This window comes from Weizmannia sp. FSL W8-0401 (genome assembly GCF_038009125.1).
Taxonomy (GTDB): domain Bacteria; phylum Bacillota; class Bacilli; order Bacillales; family Bacillaceae_C; genus Weizmannia; species Weizmannia coagulans.
On the sequence record NZ_JBBPAG010000001.1, the window covers coordinates 2,797,772 to 2,816,184 of the forward strand.

At 40.4% G+C, this 18,413-nt stretch carries 15 protein-coding genes and 2 pseudogenes; 9 read left to right on the forward strand and 8 right to left on the reverse strand.

All coding sequences use genetic code 11. The annotated features are described in order from the left end of the window. Positions 1-4 precede the first annotated feature (4 nt). Positions 5-568 (forward strand): ECF transporter S component, encoded by a 564-nt coding sequence (locus tag NSU00_RS13650; RefSeq protein ID WP_328013698.1) that lies wholly within the window; start codon positions 5-7, stop codon positions 566-568. A gap of 423 nt (positions 569-991) precedes the next feature. Here the strand turns inward: NSU00_RS13650 and NSU00_RS13655 are convergent, their stop codons facing one another. The 4 genes from NSU00_RS13655 to adhP form a co-directional block, all read right to left on the reverse strand. Beyond that, positions 992-1,597, reverse strand: a complete 606-nt coding sequence (locus NSU00_RS13655; protein WP_013860562.1) for a class I SAM-dependent methyltransferase — start codon at positions 1,595-1,597, stop codon at positions 992-994. Positions 1,598-1,641: 44 nt separating this feature from the next. After that, positions 1,642-2,763 carry an NAD(P)/FAD-dependent oxidoreductase gene (locus tag NSU00_RS13660; RefSeq protein ID WP_013860563.1) on the reverse strand — a complete coding sequence of 374 codons (1,122 nt, stop codon included), beginning with the start codon at positions 2,761-2,763 and terminating at the stop codon, positions 1,642-1,644. Positions 2,764-2,912: 149 nt separating this feature from the next. Beyond that, complete coding sequence (locus tag NSU00_RS13665) at positions 2,913-3,068, reverse strand: hypothetical protein (RefSeq protein WP_340703025.1); 156 nt, start codon at positions 3,066-3,068, stop codon at positions 2,913-2,915. A 314-nt stretch (positions 3,069-3,382) separates the two neighbouring features. Then, on the reverse strand, positions 3,383-4,405 hold the full coding sequence (gene adhP / locus NSU00_RS13670; RefSeq protein WP_061566663.1) for an alcohol dehydrogenase AdhP: 1,023 nt from the start codon (positions 4,403-4,405) through the stop codon (positions 3,383-3,385). Positions 4,406-4,605: 200 nt separating this feature from the next. Between adhP and NSU00_RS13675 the strand changes: the two genes are divergently transcribed. Together NSU00_RS13675 and NSU00_RS13680 are read left to right on the forward strand one after the other, a co-directional pair. After that, positions 4,606-4,971 (forward strand): hypothetical protein, encoded by a 366-nt coding sequence (locus tag NSU00_RS13675; protein ID WP_061566662.1) that lies wholly within the window; start codon positions 4,606-4,608, stop codon positions 4,969-4,971. 458 nt (positions 4,972-5,429) lie between these two features. Continuing rightward, positions 5,430-6,218, forward strand: a complete 789-nt coding sequence (locus NSU00_RS13680) for an SDR family NAD(P)-dependent oxidoreductase (RefSeq protein WP_340703822.1) — start codon at positions 5,430-5,432, stop codon at positions 6,216-6,218. A gap of 179 nt (positions 6,219-6,397) precedes the next feature. Here NSU00_RS13680 and NSU00_RS13685 read toward each other — a convergent pair whose 3' ends face one another. Genes NSU00_RS13685 through NSU00_RS13695 form a run of 3 tightly spaced genes read right to left on the reverse strand, consistent with a single transcriptional unit; the run spans position 6,398 to position 8,407 of the window. Next, entirely contained in the window at positions 6,398-7,771 is a 1,374-nt protein-coding gene (locus tag NSU00_RS13685; RefSeq protein ID WP_340703027.1) for an LXG domain-containing protein, read from the reverse strand. Positions 7,772-7,775: 4 nt separating this feature from the next. Next, a complete protein-coding gene (locus NSU00_RS13690; RefSeq protein WP_328192551.1) occupies positions 7,776-8,054 on the reverse strand; it encodes a DUF5344 family protein in 279 nt (92 codons plus the stop codon). A gap of 2 nt (positions 8,055-8,056) precedes the next feature. Further along, on the reverse strand, positions 8,057-8,407 hold the full coding sequence (locus tag NSU00_RS13695; protein ID WP_328013694.1) for a YwqH-like family protein: 351 nt from the start codon (positions 8,405-8,407) through the stop codon (positions 8,057-8,059). A 519-nt stretch (positions 8,408-8,926) separates the two neighbouring features. Between NSU00_RS13695 and NSU00_RS13700 the strand changes: the two genes are divergently transcribed. Beyond that, entirely contained in the window at positions 8,927-9,757 is an 831-nt protein-coding gene (locus NSU00_RS13700; protein WP_340703028.1) for a DUF1835 domain-containing protein, read from the forward strand. Positions 9,758-10,399: 642 nt separating this feature from the next. Here NSU00_RS13700 and NSU00_RS13705 read toward each other — a convergent pair. Next, positions 10,400-11,735, reverse strand: a pseudogene (locus NSU00_RS13705) (IS1380 family transposase). A 760-nt stretch (positions 11,736-12,495) separates the two neighbouring features. On the opposite strand from NSU00_RS13705, the pseudogene NSU00_RS16095 reads away from it, so the two are divergent. From NSU00_RS16095 to NSU00_RS13735, 5 genes and pseudogenes are all read left to right on the forward strand, one after another. Beyond that, positions 12,496-13,392: pseudogene (locus tag NSU00_RS16095) on the forward strand (HesA/MoeB/ThiF family protein). 123 nt (positions 13,393-13,515) lie between these two features. Then, complete coding sequence (locus NSU00_RS13720) at positions 13,516-14,640, forward strand: arginase family protein (protein ID WP_340703825.1); 1,125 nt, start codon at positions 13,516-13,518, stop codon at positions 14,638-14,640. 65 nt (positions 14,641-14,705) lie between these two features. Beyond that, positions 14,706-16,391 carry an IS1634 family transposase gene (locus tag NSU00_RS13725; RefSeq protein ID WP_029143146.1) on the forward strand — a complete coding sequence of 562 codons (1,686 nt, stop codon included), beginning with the start codon at positions 14,706-14,708 and terminating at the stop codon, positions 16,389-16,391. 258 nt (positions 16,392-16,649) lie between these two features. Then, the gene (locus NSU00_RS13730) at positions 16,650-17,186 is read left to right on the forward strand and encodes an isochorismatase family cysteine hydrolase (RefSeq protein ID WP_161655976.1); all 537 of its coding nucleotides are present in this window, start codon (positions 16,650-16,652) and stop codon (positions 17,184-17,186) included. Further along, positions 17,170-18,399 (forward strand): hypothetical protein, encoded by a 1,230-nt coding sequence (locus tag NSU00_RS13735; RefSeq protein WP_161655977.1) that lies wholly within the window; start codon positions 17,170-17,172, stop codon positions 18,397-18,399. The genes NSU00_RS13730 and NSU00_RS13735 overlap by 17 nt, the downstream gene beginning before the upstream one ends. The last annotated feature ends 14 nt before the right edge of the window (positions 18,400-18,413 follow it).

Genomic DNA, 18,413 nt, shown 5'->3' on the forward strand with positions numbered 1-18,413 from the left:
TAAAATGGGGAATCAGCCGCTTGAAAAAAGGAAGTCAGCGAAAACCGCTTCACGGCTGACAAGGAGAATGGCGCTTCTTGCCATGCTGGCGGCCCTGAGCGTCGCCGGGCGGATTTTGATGGCATCGGTCCCGAATGTCCAGCCGTGCACCGTGATCATCATTTGCAGTTCTTTTGTTTTCGGCATCCGCTTCGGTTTGGCGCTTGCCTTTTTGACGGTCTTCGGTTCCGACATGTTTCTCGGCATGGGGCTGTTTGCGATCATGCAATTTCTTGCGTGGGGGAGTATCGCGGTGCTTTCCGGCCTGCTCGGCAAGAAAGAGTTATACAAAAAAATCCCGCATCTCGTGTTATGTCTGTATGCAGCTTTTACCGGCTTCCTGTTCGGCTTTATGGTTTCATTAAATTATTTATTTATCGGCGGGCCGTTTGCATTTTGGACATACTACCTCGGCGGGCTGTTGTTTGACAGCTACCATGCCGCGGGAAACTTCTTCTTTTATTTAATTTTAGGGCCGGTTTTAATCAAACTGATTGCAAAAGAAAAAACGCGAATCGAACGCATTTAGCCTAAGGCTGCCTGTTTCACGCAGGCAGCTGCCTGTTCAACTATATTACATTGCCTTAAAAGTCTTCGTTCTCTTCATCAAGAGGATTTTTATCTGGCGGCCATACCACCATACTCTGCTGGCCTGCATTTAAAACAGCATTCACTTCCTTCCAATACGAATTCTTTTGACCCAGTCCATCAACGATGGCCATTTTTCAGGGGTATGGCTGGCTTTTACCTGGAAAAAAGCTTTATACCAGACATATGCCGTTCTGCGGCCATGGTGTCATGTCCGTACAATTCGGAAATTCGATGTCCTCAGCGGCTTTTTCAATATCTGCTGAGTGGGCGGGGGAAGGCGGATCAAAGTAAGCCTTCTCTTATCCAAGCATTCACTTCCTATGAAACCAAAGCTGAGTATCCATTCATTTCACCATCATCCTCACGCAAGCCGGTACACGACAAATTTTTCGTATGGATTATGCTTGTATAAAAGCGTTAGCGGGACTTCGAGTTTTTTTTCAAATGGTGTATGGTCTTCAAGGAAGTAAATATAGCCCTGCGACGGATAATATAAAATAATGTCTGTTTCCCGGTATGCTTCTTCCACCGAGCGTAAAATATTTTGCACAACCTTCATAAAGATTTGAACAGAAAACGGATTAAAAAAGTAAAAACGGTTGTCGTCCGGCAGTATCTTATAATTTTCGGCAAGGCAGCATATAAACCGAATACGGGCGGGCTGGACCGGGAATTTTCTCTCATAGCGTTTCTTGTTTTCGAGGGCTTCCCGGTACAACCATTCATTCATTTCAATGCCGGTCACGGTTGCGCGAAACAAATGATGGATATAAAAATTGAGCCGCCCTTTGCCGCAACCGAAGTCTACCACATGGTCGCTTTTATCCAGTTCATAATGATCGAACAGTTCATCAAGCGCATGATAAGGCGTCGGCTCATAACGGTTGTAATGCAGTGATGCATTAAACCCTTTTTGCTCACCGGTTGTTTTGATATGCAAAATTCCGTCAAAGTAGGAATCGTTCATTGTTTCGCTCCTGTTTTTTCTTGATAAAAGACCGGCCCTGCTGTTTATAAAGGGGCAATTGCCTGTTCCAGCCCGTACGGTGACAAATCCAGTTCTGTTTTCCGGCCGAGCGCAATCCTTGCAAGCTCAGCGCCGAGAAAAGGGCCGGCCGTTAAACCGGATGCCCCGAGCCCGTTTGCGCAAAGTAGCCCATCATAACCGGGCCATGTGCCGATCACAGGCAAAAAACCCGGCGTGAACGGCCGGAATCCGACTTTCACATCAACAAGGGAAGCTTCAGCCAAACCCGGTGCAACCGGCAGCACTTTATTTAAAACTTCGTGGACCCCTCCGGCTGTTGTGTGCAAATCAAAAGCTTCCGTGTTTTCATGGGTGGCGCCGGCAATGATACGGCCGCCATCGAATGCCAGCAAATACTGATCATTCGGCGGCATGACGACCGGCCAGCTGCTTGTGTCCATACCTTGCAGTTTTAAATGGAGAATCTGCGCTTTTTGGTGGCTGACTTGAAAAGCCGCACTGAGCGGTTTGAACAAATCTTTTGCCCATGCACCCGCTGCCACAATTGTTTTGTCCGCATGCAGCGTGCGGCTTCCGACTTCAACCCCGATGACTTTTCTGCCTTCCACAAGCAGCCGGGCATTGCCATGAATGACTTTGGCTCCACGTTTGCAAGCAGCATTTAACAGGCAATTGCGCAATGCCTTCCCGTTTACGCGCGCGGCACCGCCGGCATAGACCGCACTGAACCCTTCGTCCAGAATCGGGAACATGGCATGCGTCTCGGCGGCAGACAGCCGTTTTACTTCCCCGATTTCAGGCGCATCTTCCCTTCGCTTTAACGCGCGTTCCTGCATTTTATCAAGCTTTTCTTCATCTGTATGTATGCTGAGGGCGCCAGTCCGTTTATAACCGGTTTCCGTCTCCCCGTCTTTTTCCAATTGGGCAATTAAATCAGGATAGTATTTTGCACCTGCTTTTGCGAGCCGGTACCAGTCTTTGTTGCGCCGCTGCGACAGCCACGGGCATATGATGCCGGCAGCCGCTTCCGTTGCCTGCCCGGGATCCGCCCGGTCAACCAGTGTAACAACTGCGCCTGCTTTTGCAAGATGGTATACAGCAGATGCCCCAAGCACCCCGCCGCCAATTACGATATATGATAGCATGAGTTACGCCTGCTTTCTGTAAAATAAGATTTACTGTGAACTACCCTCCACTTATCAACCTTACGGTTTGATTGAAGTGGGGGTTTATCTTGTTCAAGACCACTTCATCTTCCATACACAGCCCCGTTTTTTGCAATATTTTTCAATATTTAGGCACGTTCCTCGTTAAGATTTGCATACAAACGATACGCCAGCATTCGTTTTACATTCAGGGCATTTTCATTTTTCATATCCATGACGATGCCGGTTGCAAAAATCTGCGCCTGAAATACAGTAGGGGCCTGGTTCAGATCAATAAGATCCACATCCTTATTTAATCTATCTGCAAGTTCCTGGGCAAATAAAAAACATTCATAGGGTGCCAGTATACCGCCTTCTTTGTAAAAGCGATGTCAACATCACTATCCGGCCGGGCATATCTTTTGCATACGAACCGAACAATGATAAAATCCGGATCTATTTTTTCTTTTAAAAAAGCAATGATTTCCCTCCGCAAGTTCGGCGCCTCCCTGTACACGGTACTCATCCCTATTATACGAACAAACCGGCAAAAAAGCGAAAAATCCCCGTGCAAACAGGGATTTTCATTTTCGCTTACTTTATGATGTTTTGCCTGCACTTATTTCAACGACATATCCAGAACCATCCTGCCTTGTATTCTGCCTTCTTCCATTTCCTTAAAAACATCTCCAACTTCTTCCAGCCTGCGCGTTTGCACAACCGGGACGACTTTTCCTTCCGCACCGAACATAAAAGCTTCCTCAAGGTCTTTTCTTGTGCCAACCAAAGACCCGACGACTTCTATCCCGTCAAGGACTGTTTTCACAATTTCAAGATCCATTGTTTCCGGAGGGAGCCCGACAGCAACGACTTTTGACACCGGCCGTACGGAGTGGACAGCCTGGTTGAATGCCTGTTTCGAAACAGCCGTTACCACTGCAGCATGCGCGCCGCCAACTTCTTTCTGAATCCACTCAGCCGGATCGCCATCCGTTTTGGAATTAAAGGTGAGATCAGCACCGACTTCTTTTGCCAGTGAAAGTTTGTCGTCATTGATATCGACCGCAATGACTTTCGCATTAAATACATGTTTGGCGTACTGGACAGCAAGGTTCCCGAGGCCCCCTGCTCCATAAATGGCAATCCATTCGCCCGGCTTCACATCTGCGACTTTAATAGCTTTATAAGTGGTTACACCGGCACAAGTAATGCTTGTCGCCTGCCTTGGATCCAGCCCTTCCGGCACTTTTACGGCGTAATCCGCTTTGACAATGCATTGCTCTGCCATGGCCCCGTCGACACTGTAGCCTGCATTTTTCACATTACGGCAAAATGTTTCATTTCCCGTTAAACAGTATTCACAATGCCCGCAGCCTTCAAAAAACCAGGCAACGCTTACACGATCGCCCACTTTAAGAGAAGTGACACCATCCGCGACTTCCCTGACAATGCCGACCCCTTCATGGCCGAGAATGCGTCCCGGCACATCGCCAAAGTCGCCCTTTGCCACATGCAAATCCGTATGGCAGACACCGCAGTATTCGATATCCACCAAAGCTTCCCCGTACTCAAGCGGACGCAACTGCACATCTTTGACCTCTACCAGCTTTTGCTTATCAGAACTGACGACTGCTGCTCTCATGCGGATCCCTCCCGGAAAACTAGTTTGATACTTTGCAATCTTCATTTTTATTATAATGGCCTCTCTCTGGGCGATCAAGATTTTTTTGGAAAATTTTTCGGTTTTTCCACCCCGTATATGTCTGGCTTACCTTCTTTGAAACAGGGTATAAAAATAAAAACCTCTCTGCCATACTGCGATGAGAAAATAGGTGAGTACGCATGAATATGGAAAAGCTGAGTAAAGTGACCCCAGGTATTTATAAAATTGAAGAAAATTATGTTGGCGAAGCCATGAAGAACCTTCAGGAAAACCAATTGATCATTCAAGGCGATATTTTTTGGCACAGCCATGTAACAAAGAAAGTGAAACTGATGAAGCGTGCCAGTTATTTAGTCGGATACAATCCGTTCATGAAAATGGATTACGACTATTTAATAGAATTAAAAAGTTTGCTGGAAATTTTGCTTGAAGACAAAGATCCTGACCTCGTCCATTGCACAATTAAAAATGCCAGATGGATTACAAAAGATTATATATACACGATCACGGATAACAAAATCAACATTGAAGTGAACCTGGCTTAACTTTTTAGGGCAGGGCCTTTGTGAAGGCTTTTACAAAGCAGGGGGCCCGGAGCCTCTGGGCCCCGGCGCCGAAATCCAGATCATGAAAGGAGCGCAGGCAAAGACAAGGCTTTAATTTAAACTTACTTGAATGAACAGACAGGCTTGGCGGTTTAACCCCCGGGCCTGTTTTTATGATTTAAAGTGAAATAGGCATTGGTTTTTAAACCACTAAAACAAAAAATTTATCATTTTTTCAAGCTGTTTTAGAGGCAGACAAAAAAACATCCAAATTGCCAAACGGTATCAGCGGTTTATGAGATTGGTGGTATAAGAACTGCACCTATATTCGGGTAAACCCGGACCAGCTTTTGCCGGTTACACACGCCAAATTTTTTACAAAGCGGTGAATGTCTGCAAAAAAACATGAAAGCGGAAACAAAAGGGCGTATACTTAGATCAACATATTGGAGGTGTTGATGATGGCAAAATTAAAAGGAAAAACTGCCCTTATTACCGGCGGATCGCGGGGCCTTGGGGCGGCAATGGCCGTTACGTTTGCAGAAGAGGGCGCAGAGAATTTGATTCTGGGTGATGTGCTGCAGGAAGAATCCAATCAGACTGCCGGAAAGATTAAAGAACAATTCAGAACTAATGTCCTTCCGGTTCAGCTTGATGTAAGTTCGGAAGAAGATTGGGCGAAGGTTATGGAAACAATCCGGAGAACTTACGGAAAGCTTGACATTCTCGTCAATAATGCCGGCATCAATAAGCGGGCCAAGTTTGCCGATTGTGAGCTTGAAGATTGGAACCGGGTCGTTGCCGTTAACCAAACGGGCGTCTTTTTAGGCATGAAGCACGCCTGCCAGCTGTTAAAAGAGCAGCAGCAAAGCGCAATTGTGAACGTGTCCTCGATTGCCGGCCTGACCGGTTATTTTGCCGTGCCTTACACTGCAAGCAAATGGGCAATCCGGGGGATGACAAAAGCTGCCGCAATGGAATTCAGCGATTGGGGCATCCGCGTTAACTCCGTCCATCCGGGATTTGTTTATACGCCGCTGACGCAAGCTGCAAGCAAAATGGTGGATGCTTTCAATGAAATCACAGCCCTGGAGCGTCCGGGCGAACCTGAAGAGATCGCCAAAGCCGTTGCCTTCCTGGCTTCTGACGACGCTTCCTACATCACCGGCGCCGAACTGGCAGTGGACGGTGGAATGACAGCAGGCGGCGGTCCAAGACATATTGTAAAAAATTTAAACTTACTTTAACCAAAACACACAGGCTTGGCGGTTTAACCCCCGGGCCTGGTTTCAGGATACAAAGTGAAACAGGGTTGGGCTTTTTAAACCACAGAAACAAAAAATTTATCATTTTGACGAACCTCGAGGATGATGTTTTCATGTGTGCGTCGTAAACGAATTCATCCCCTTTTTTGCATAGAGAACTTTTATGTTGCCTTCTGAATCCTGACTCCCAGCTCATCCATCACATTATACGGAATTTTTACAGGCCCTGCCCCGGCCGCTTCAAGTGCAGGAGCAAAACCTGTATTGACTTTCAGCTTCCCGGCCTTTTCTGCCAGATTTCCGGTCTTGGCAATTTTCGCCGTTGTGCCCAGTTTGCTGAGGCCTTTGTCGCCAAGAAGAGAAATTCCAATAGAAGCAAGCCCGTAGGTGAAGAACTCAGTCCGGCTTTTGGCATCGCCGTGGATGACATCCCGTTCAAAAGCTTTTTGGACAGCAAGCCCCATATACTTTGCCATATCGACCGATTTATGTGCCGTGCTTTTCAAGGTTGCAATTGGGGAGGATAAGCGCTTGTTTCCATCATTTCCGAGTGCAGCATAAGTATCTTGATCTAAAACGGACTTTCCTAATGATACAAGACCAGTGTAAATTTCACCGACGGTCTTTCCGGCGCCGTCATAAAATCCATTCCAAACGTCAACCAGCAGCGGGTCGTCCGGATTTTCTGAACCGGGGATGGCCTCTTTTGGGATTTCATTGACCAGTTCATAATAGGGCTGCTTGCTCGCGGGCTTGCGGTATTCCATCACCATGGCTCCGTCTTCATAGAAATGGAACTTAACGGACAAATGGCCTTCAAAGTCCTTGCCGTCTACGGTTTGAACCGGTTTTACGCCGGCTTTCTGAATGAGCCCGCCTTCCAAACTGCGGTAGGCTTCGGTTGTGACAAACTGTTTCGGGTTGTAAGTGGCAATATCAAACGAACCGTCACCCGCCATCGATTCCATTTGCCGGACAAACTTCACCATTGCGTCGATGTCCTGGTCTAAAGCTTCGAGGGAGCGGGTGGCTTTTGTATCAAAGTCATACAGCTGTTCCAGCGTCCTGGTTGCTTTTTTCCGCGCTTTTTGGATTGGATACAGTTTTTCATCAATGTCCAGTTTGGGCAGTGCAACAAGATCCGGAACTTCCTGTATTGCAGTATTGGCGTCTTCCAGCAAGTGTCCAACGGTATTTTCCAGCTTTTTCAGTGCGGGGATGACGCTGTCCTGGATAAAAGCTTCTTGAATATAGCCGTTCGGATCGGGCTCGAGAGTTGATAAGTCTTTAAGAATCTCGTTCAGCTGCCCGTTGTACCCGGCTAAAAATGACTGCAGGTATATGAGAAACGGCTGGTGAAAATCCCGGAAGTAGCCGCGTATGGCATTCCCGGCCTTTCCTTTAAACGCATCTTCCATATTTACAAAAGAGTCGATTGCCTGCTGGAGGCCCGTGATTTGTTCAGCCTTCTCCTTCAGAGCCCTTTGCGTGTCCGTGACCGCTTGTTCAAATGCTTGGACATCAAGAATTTTCATTGCTTCACCTGCTCATCGCCCGGCCTTCGAAACCTTTTTCCAATTGTTCATCATATTCTTTCATGGCATGGACGGCTTTTTTAGCTGCAGCCTCATTTTTTAATGTGACGGCCTGATATGCAGTGAACAGGTTCTCCAGTTTTTGGTTCAAATAAGCAAGCTGCTGAAGGGAAGGTAAAGGATACGAACCCCTGCCATCCATTGAAATGTCCAAATTTTGGGCTTGTGAGCGAATCTTTGCAAGCGACTTTTCAACTGATTCGAACTGGATTTTGACTTCCATCTTCACACCTCTTTTTTGCGCATTTTTACAATTTCGGCTTGGATGGCTTTTTCAATCTGGATGTTTTGAGTGATGAGCTTGCTGATTTTCTCGTCCAGCAGTTGCAGGGCTGAATTGATTTGCTTTTCCGTTGCGTTATAGCTTTCAAGCAGTTCGTTTTTTCGGACTGCCTGGAACTGCTTCGCGAGTTGCCCCTCCCATGTTGAGGCGGACAGGGCGGGCTGGAGAGAGCGCTTTTCTTTCTCCGCCAGTGCGTGCTTTGATTCCAGCAATGCCTGTTTGCTTTTTTTCAGACGTTCCAATTCTTCCTGGTTTTGTGAGAGTTGAAGATTCATTAACGGAATGATACTCATGTTTACCCCCGGATTTCGTAATATTTTGGTTTTATTATCCAGCGAAGCGGAAACGTTGTCAATTTGGTGAACGGCGGCACATAGGTAAATGGAAGGGGGAGATGACAGAAAAACACAGAAATATGCACTTATTTGAAAGCCAATCTGACTCTTTTTCCATAAAATTTTCCAAATAACGGCAATAAAATAGGCCATTCGATGCAGATTTTAGAATGGCCATTTTGCAATCTTTCATTGTGGCACACAAAAGTTTACAGGGGGACTAGATCTTGCATAACTCGGCATAAAAGCATCACCTCTTTTTTCTCCAAAATTAAATGTTAAAATAGAAGAAAAAAATAAATGGTGTGGTTCAACTCACCTGAAGGCTTAACGAATCTCTCTTATCATATACGACACATGAAGGATTTGATAGGTTTTCTATTCGATCTGTATCCAATAGAAGGTTTCTCGGGCAATTTCTGGTTTGGTTTGGATGGAAGGAAGGAAAACGGCAAAACTAAAGGAGAAAGATAAAGAATGATACATATTCTATTTGGTGCCTCCGCTTCAGGCAGCTTGAAACATGCATTAAGAAAAATGGGGCTTGACAAGAAGGATAAGGTCATCTCCTTTTCGGATATATTTTCCATTGGCCCCATTTACAAGTTAAATAAGGAAATCGGAGTTAAGTCCAGATTTAAGTGGATGGAAAAGTGCATGAGTGATGAATTTGATGAACTTCCAGATTATCTCAAAGAATTTAAAAGATCACTCAATCAGATCATCTCAGTAGCTGAAGGGGAACATGTAACAATTTGGGCCGCTGATAATGCACACGAACAAGCAGGATTGCGATTTGCTGTATATCTTTTAAAAGATAAAAATATTGATATAACCGTTATAAATACGTCAAAAGAGTATGAAAAGCGATTTCCGGTAAAAAAGGTCAAATATACATTGCTTCATTCAGGCGAAATGATCCCTGAAAAATTCCAACACTTATATGAACATGGAACTGGAAATCTGTTAACGGACCATGATAGAATAAGTTTGAAAAAAGAATGGCTTAATCTTGCAGAAACCCGGGAGACTTTACGGATTTGGCAGAATGGAAGAATATTTGGCGTTTCAGAAGACTATTTCGATGAATTTATTACAGGCAAAGTAAAAAAACTGCATGGTACAGGAAAGGAAAGAGCATTTATAAAATCAGCCCGGGTCATTGGTGAGGTAATTGGGCATTTAGACCAATACGTGGGGGATTCATTTCTCGAATATCGCGTAAGAAAGCTAATTGAAGCTGGCGTATTTGAATCGAAAGGCCGACTTGAAGCGATGCGCTTTTACAGCATAAGACTTAAATGCTGACATTATGGTTGCAAAGTATAAATGATTGCTTCCTGGAATAGAAATGCAGAATCATAACATAAAAATGTTCTCCATGGTCTTGCACGAAAACTGCAGCGAGAACCGGATTCTAAATAGGCAGTGATTACCAGCAACAGAGGAAGCAGCAGATCTTTTTCCCTCTTTTCAACTAATGATTCCATGAAACAGTACATTTATTTCATTGCCCCTTCCCCGGTTTTTCCGGGGAAGGGCCTTTAGTATACCCAACTTTTGTGAATTAACGCGGCAGCCTTGCCCGCCTGTCCGGAATCGGGTCCAATGCCCCTTCTGCGCAATTTTGATACCAATACGCAACGGTTGACACGTCATCTTCCCTTTCAAATAGGTGAATATCATCATTTCCTATTTGCTGTAATGTTACTTTTAAATTTTCCCTGAATCCGTGACGAAAATATAACAAAAGCCGCTAATAGGTAGATTCCCAAGAGTAAGGATATAGTGGTTTCCGACTATTCGATAAATGCACTTTTAGTGATTCAGTATGTAAAAATTTCCCTGTTTCATTCGTTTTTGTGCACGCCAAATAAATCTGCAAATTTCCATTTTTGCAAGTTTTCGTTTTTTTATTTCTTTTTCCTAGTAGTCTATTGATCGGGATGTTTAGTAAAAGGCTTGATACAAACGAGTAAAGACCGGTAACCATTTGTTGGTCTCCGCGACTTTTAATTTCCATTGCCGGCCACGGAAAACCAGCTTTGAGGCCAGTGTGATCATATTCTGGATGACGGTTCGGATTCTTCTTCTTGTTGTTTTCTTTTTCAATGGCGTATCTTGTTTTTTCAAGCTTTCTTGTCCAATCAAGCGAAGCAGGTTATACGCAAATACACCGAAATGGAGCACAAGGCCATTCGTTTCATATTTGCCTGACGGCAGCCGTTCGAGATCCAGTTCTGATTTAATTTCACTATGGAACTGTTCGCAAGTGCCATGGTTATGATAAAGAGAGATCACCACATGAGGCGGCACTTCAAGGTCCGTCCAGTAGGTTTCAAATTCATACTCGGGAATTAAAAAAATTTGTCCGTCTCTTGAGATGGTTCTTTCGGTCACTTTAAAAACTTTTCGGATGCTTCGCTCCTGGTCCTTAATTTGAATGGTTTCGGGGATGGATCCAAGGTAAACCTTCTTTCCTTCCCGTTCTTCACAACAGATCCCATATTTTCGGGCAATGTACAGCCAGTCCTCAGCTTTTTCCTTACGGGGATTGCGTTTGATAATAAAGCTTGCATGGTTTTCTAGGAGAATAATGAGATTATCCCGGCTGTCATTTCCGGAATCAAGCCTGAAAAGCAATGGCTGATCTGTTAGTTTCCGGGCAGATTGAATGGTTTCCTGGATGAAATTTGGTGTACCTTTTTGGCAGTGGACACTTCCCTTTCGCATCTCAACATGCAGGCAGTAACCTTCCTGTCCCATGTAAGCGAACATAGGGGCATAACCGTCACAGCCTTTATAGGTTCTTTCCACTTCTTCTTTTTTTGTTTTGGAGTTATCAAAAGGGGAGACATCCAGATCAACCGGGATATACGGCTTGTCTTTGGCGTAAACTGGGCTAATTTCCGCATTTGTATGCGGTCAGATTCAGCGATTCTTCATGCAAGATCGCTTTCCATTTTTCCGTCAAGGCGGCTTGATCCAATCGCTGCCTTAAAGTCGGGCTGGAAGGAACCCTTTGGATATCCAAAGCCAGTGCAAAAAAGGCATCTTTGCCGAAGGTTTCAATATTGTCATAATCACTTTTTCCTTGGCAAAGCAGGCCAATATAGGATTTGGCTACATCAGCATTGGAACAAACGGGATTTCTGGAAATATCAGGGAGTCAATAGGCATTTAACCTGAAAGCTAAATTCATTTGATTTAGTAAAATTCCTACTAACGCTAAACCGCTTTGGGCAACAATCCGTTCTTTCGTGGCTTCTATCACTAACTTTTTCATTAGATCACCTGAATGTGGAATGAGTTAAATTTAATGGATATGCTTATTATACTAGATTTCATGCGAATGGGTTAACGTTAAGTGAAAATTCCGTCACGGATTCAGGTTATTTTTTAATGTTGCACCTCAAAAGGGTACCCGTTATACAGTAACAGGTACCCTTTTCTTCTCAGCTAATTTCGGTGATGCAAGGATACCAACGTTTGGTAAGCTATCAAATGGTAACCTGTGAATGGGGTATGAGGAAATGTAAATGGGTGAATGATTGACCCAACTTACCTGAAGACTAATCTTTCTCCCTCATTATCATGATGCAGCGATTTCATATACGACGCATGAGGAATATGGAGGATTTTGGAGTATCCTTTAGAAAAAAAGAGTAATATGGGGATGGGGCTTTATTTTTGGGGGAATATTGCCAAATTGAAGCCTAATTAGGATTTTACAAATATTTATATTCTATGTACAATTCTGTATATAAGATAAAACACAAAGACTAGGGGGAGGTATTTTGAAGTATCCATTAGTACGTAAGCATCTCATGATGGTACCCTTCGGTAAGAAATTGTCTATAGGAACTACTCCTAATGTGGCAATTGAAATTGAAGATCCTGATGGAGTGATTTATTCTGTATTATCCATTTGTGATGGAAAAAGAACAGTAGAGGAAATACATAGAACTGTATTGGACAAATTCCCCCATACGACATTAGAGAATGTAATGGAAATAATAGAACAGGTTTCATCAATGCCTTATATTATGGATGATGCAGCACTCGCTGAAGAATCCAATTTGAATGAATATTTAAGGGAAAGGCATAGCAGAAATATTAACTTTTTAACTAATTTTGACCCCGACGGTAACAAAAAGTTTGAATATATGCGAAAAATCATAAATACTACTGTTGTTTTAATAGGACTTGGCGGGGTAGGTTCTTCAATTTTATATAATCTTGCCTCACTTGGAGTAAAAAAAGTAATTGGAATTGATTTTGATAAAGTAGACCTATCAAATTTAAACCGTCAGATTTTATATAGAGAAAAACATGTTGGTATATATAAAACAGAAGCTGCTTCAGAAACAATTCGGGAATTTAATTCTGACGTTGAATTTATTCCTATTAATATGAAACTAAATAATTACAATGATATTTTAGACATCCTCAAGGAACATGATGCCGATTTTGTAATCTGTGCAGCGGACAAGCCGCCCCTTTGGATTTAAAGATGGACAAACCAGGCATGTTTGGAAATGAATATACCTTGGATTTATGGGGGGAATAGCGAAACCACTTCTTATTTCCAGACGATTATTCCTTATGAATCCGCTTGTTATCAATGTAAAGAAAAATATATTTTTGCTAATTTTCCAGAGGCCGTAGAGAAATACGAGTCGATTTTAGCTGGAGGATATGAAGCACAAAATAACTGCTTGACTGCATCTTCAAATGTCCTTGGTTCTTTTATTATATTTGACTTCATTAGAATTAGGACAGGTATGGCGCCTCCACTTTCAACAAATAAGTTGACTTATTTTAATTATAAAACATATGAAATTGATAGGGAAGATGTACCCATTATGGATACGTGTGATTGTCAAAGAGGAATATTGAAAGGGGGTGAAACCAATGAAAATCACAATCAAAGTATTAAATGATGTAGAGTTGACAAAACGTGGCGGACGCAACACTCTTAACCCAGAATCTTAATAAGTTTTTTCTAAACCGGACTATTGAATGGCAGTTCGATAGTCCGGTTTTACTAAAAGGGAGGAATATTTATGCTAACTCTCAACAAAGAAATTATTTCTCTAAAAAAAGTTAATGATTATTATCATCTGAATAATATAATAACGGGTCAAGGCATAGAAATAAACAAGGAAACTTTGGAGTTCATTCGAGGGTTTGAAGCTGAATTATCTCTTAAAGATATAGAAGGGAAATTTGGATTGGATCTGAACGAAAGCAAAAATATTATAGAAACTTTGGTAATGTTGGGTTTTCTTAAAAATAGTCAAGTATCAGAAAACGTTGAGATTATTAATAACTCACTTTTTGAGAAACGAAATAAGAATAATTTATTTTTTGACAGTTCTAGTGAGCCAAGTAATGAGTATCAAATTGGTTTGCTTGGTATTCCATATGATGGTGCTGTAACCGGTATTCCCGGAACAAAATTAGCACCAGACAATATTAGACAATTTACCTCGGGGTATACCTCCAATATTACTAATATTGACGGAGTCGAAAAAGTTTATACTTTAAGTTCAGCTCTATACAACCAACAATTAACTTTCGATTTAGGTAATATTCTTTATATTCCAGGGGAATCTTCTTCAAGTTTACATAAAAGAATTGAAACTGCATACCGCTTTTTAAAGAAATCATTCAAACAGGTATTCTTTGCTATCGGAGGTGATCATTCAATAACTACACCAATTTTGAAATCGTTCGATGAAGAAATTACCTTAGTTAAAATAGATGCCCATTATGATTCAGTGATACCCTTTAAAAATCAGCCCATAAACCATAATAATTTTATAAATTATGTACGGGAAATTGAAAATATAACAGAAATTATACATATAGGTGTAAGAGAGCCTTTAACCCCTTCTATGATATTGAAGAATGATAAGGTAATTACTTCAGAAGAGATTATTCACACTCAATGGAAGGAAAAGTTGGAAAGGTCTATTAATAGAAATAATAGTATTTACATTTCTATTGATATAGATGTATTAGACCCTTCAGAATCTCAAGGTACAGGGTATTTGGTTCCTTTTGGACTTAAACTAAATCATTTGATTGAAGTAATAAACTTTTTGACTGGTTATAAAGTAATTGGAGTTGACCTTGTTGAATCGCATATTCCGCACGTAAATTTTTCCATTTTAAGATTTTTTTAAAGGAATTTTCTCCTTCTTTGTAGAATTGAATGATTATCTAATTACGGGAAGATGAGGAAATTTTTATGTCAGATCAAATTTTAACCTTACATGTGGGGCCGTCTCAACTTTTATCTAAACTGTGTGATGAAATAGAACTCGAAAAAACCATTAATGATTTAGTCAAATGGGATTCTGTCCGTTGTCATATCTCACCCGGAACAAGGATTAAAGCCCTTGTCTTAAACATTTTATGCAGTGGCAAGCCCCTTTATAAGGTTCATGAATTCTATCAAAACCTAGATTCTGAGATGCTTTTCGATACATCGGTTTCACCCGATCAATTAAATGATGATGCATTAGGAAGAGCATTAGATTACTTGTATGAAGCCGAAGCATGGAAAGTCTATTCCACCCTTGCATTAAAAGCACTAAAAAAATTGAATCTTCCTATTGGTATACTGCATAACGATACAACCTCAATTTCTGTTTACGGCGAATATAAGCAACCGAAGGAAGATGGACTGCAAATTACGTACGGGTATAGTAAGGCCCATAGGCCTGACTTAAAACAAATCGTTCTGGGGATGGGGGTCACACCTGAACGAATTCCTATCCTTGCAAAAGTAGAAAATGGGAATACTTCGGATAAATCTTGGAATGTGGAATTCATTCAAAAGATGAGAAAAATCCTTTCCCATGAAGATTGGAAAAATCTCATTTATCAAGCCGATTCTGCATTAATCACAACGGAAAATCTAGCGGAAATTCAACAACAAAATTTATCGTTTATTTCCCGTTTACCTGATACATTCGGTTTAAGCACAGAACTAAAGAAAGAGGCATGGTTGCTCAATAACTGGGAAAGGGTAGGCTCACTTAGCAATAAAAAAGACGCAGCTATTTACCAAATTCAAGCTTTTGAAAGACAAATTCAAAACCTTCCTTACCGGTTTCTTGTTGTCCACTCAAACAATTTAGATCAACGAAAAGAGAAAACCCTAAATCGGGCGATCGAAAAGGAAGAAATACAATTAAAAAAAGAGATAGAAAAACTGAGTAAAGTTATCTTTCATTGTAAAGAGGACGCACTAGAAGCAATTCAATCTTTTAAGAAAAAACAAAAGGCTTCATATTTCTGTTATAAACTAAACGTCCAGATGAGTGATCAACCTATCAAACGAAAAAAGAGAGGAAGACCTAAAAAGGACGAACAGACAAAACAAGAACAAATCTATCAAATACAACTGGAATCGTTTGAAAAAGATCATGATTTTATCGAAAATAAGAAAAAAATGCTCAGCACTTTTGTTTTAATCACAAATAAATTAGATGAGGAGACACTATCCAATCAAGAAGTTTTGAGGGTTTATAAAGGACAGTCGGCCGCTGAGACCCGTTTCCGATTAATCAAAGATTCACAAATGATTGATGCCATTTACTTGAAAACCCCGGAAAGGGTTGAGGCCTTAGGTATTGTGTATGTGATGGCTTTATTAATCTATGGAATTTTAGAATATCGAGTTAGAAAAGAACTGAAAGAAAAGAACCTATCTCTAATCTTGAAAGGAAAAAGGAAACTCTATCAACCCACAGGCCAAGCATTGTTAGAGCAATTAGAAGATATTACCGTGATCCTTATAAATCAAAATCAACAAAAAATAAGGCTCTTACCCGATAATATTGATTCACAAGCCAAAAAAATCATTGAATTATGCGGGTATGATGTATCAATATACGTGTCAAAAAATGTCGAAAACAAAGGAGAATAACACACAATAGGAGGAATTCATGAAAAGAATGTCGAATTGAAAAGAATTTTATCGAAAATTCCTCAAAAATAAGAAGATATCATCCCACCAAGCCATTTAAATATAGTTCATTCAAAAATTAGAATAAACTATATTTAAGACGTGCGAAATGTGGGTTGAATTTAATCCATTATTGGATAAGAACAACCAAACAATGTATGTACTATTGAATGTTATTGAGAATACTATTAAAAAACTGGTTAAAAAGGAGATTCTTTTATGAAAGCACTACTTGTTTTAGATATGCAAAATGGAATATTAGAAATGAAAGACTTTAGTGAAGAAAGGAATAAAATCAAGAACATTATAAAAAGGTTTAAAGATGCGAAAGATTTGGTGGTATTAACAAAACATATAGATAAGGATCCAAATAGTCCGTTAGCCGAAAATAATGAAAAGAGTGATATTGATAAGGAATTTGCTCAATATGCGGATCTTACTATAACCAAAACCACTCCAAGTGCATTTTTTGGTACAAAGTTAGATTCTATTTTAAAGGAAAAAAATATTGATCATCTATATATTACAGGATTTAATACAGAGTATTGCTGTTTATTTACTGCTATAACTGCATTTGAAAAGGGATATAAAGTCACTTTTATCGAAGATGCAACAGGAACTGTTAATGATGATGATACCTATGAAATGAAGGGATTGGATATAAACGATTTTGTAGGTTGTATATTGGATTGGTCGGGTATAATTGAGGTTCTTTACTACGAGGAGTTTGAAGAGCAATATGCTGCATCAATATGAGAAGGCTATTGTATCAATAAATAGTGACCAGGATGTATCTTGTGAATTTTTTGAGGACTTAGTTGTAACCGATGAAGGTGAAGAAGAGATTTATGTCGGAAGAACCTTATTAAATCGTTTCATTTTAGTTCCAAGAATTGCTGGAGAAATTATTAGAGAGATAAAAAGTGGGAAGTCTATAGCTCAAGTTTCTTCCCTTTTGGATAAAAATAAGATTGAGGTTGACTTGAAAGATTTTCTTACTAATCTAATACACTTGAATTTTATAAAAAGGGTAGGTACTATTGATTTGCCTTCTGAAGAAATACCCAAAAGTGAAGGTATCACTTTTAGATTTATTAAACAAAAATATGTAAAGTGGATTTTTACTATACCTACTGGAATTGCCTATTTAATTTTTGTTTCTGTATCGCTCTTTTTGTTAATAAGTGGAAGAACGGGATCACCAATACCTACATTTGATGAAGTGTTTTGGAGTAAATCATTGTTGAAAGTGGTTTTAAGTTTAATAATACTTGATGTAATTTTTAGTTCTTGTCATGAATTATTTCACTTTTTATCAATAAGGGCAATTAGCGGCGGTCTTGGTTTTATGTCCCTTGGAAGGAGACTTACTCATTTGGTTTTTCAGACTAAAATCGAAAACATATGGGTAATACCCCGGAAGAAGAGATATATTATTTATTTATCTGGTATGCTTTTTGATTTATTTTTAATAAGTATTTTTACGTACGTTGCGTATTTTCAAGTTGGAGAGCAAAATTTGATATATCATTTATCAAGATTTTTGATCTTACTATTAATAATGGGAATGATATTTGAATTTCGATTTTATATGAAAACGGATTTATACTACGTAATTAGCGATTTATTAAAGTACCCAACTTTGTTTGAAGAGTCACTTGAAATTGTTAAAAGTATGTTAACATTTAGTAGGATTAAAGGGAACTATTTGAAAAAGGTTTGGGTCTATTCTCTATTTATGTTTTTGGGGAGCATTATTGATATTTGGATTACTATTAAATATTTTATTCCATCAGTTTTATCTGTGTATTCTAATATAACAGATTCATTTGTTTCGGGTAACACTGGAGAAATCATTGCAAATATATTAACAATATCACTAATAGGAGTAGAAGCGCTATTCGTCATTTATTTCTTTTTGAGAGATAAATATAAACAAAAGAAGCAAAGATTAGTAAATTTAAAATGAAAATTTCCATTGAG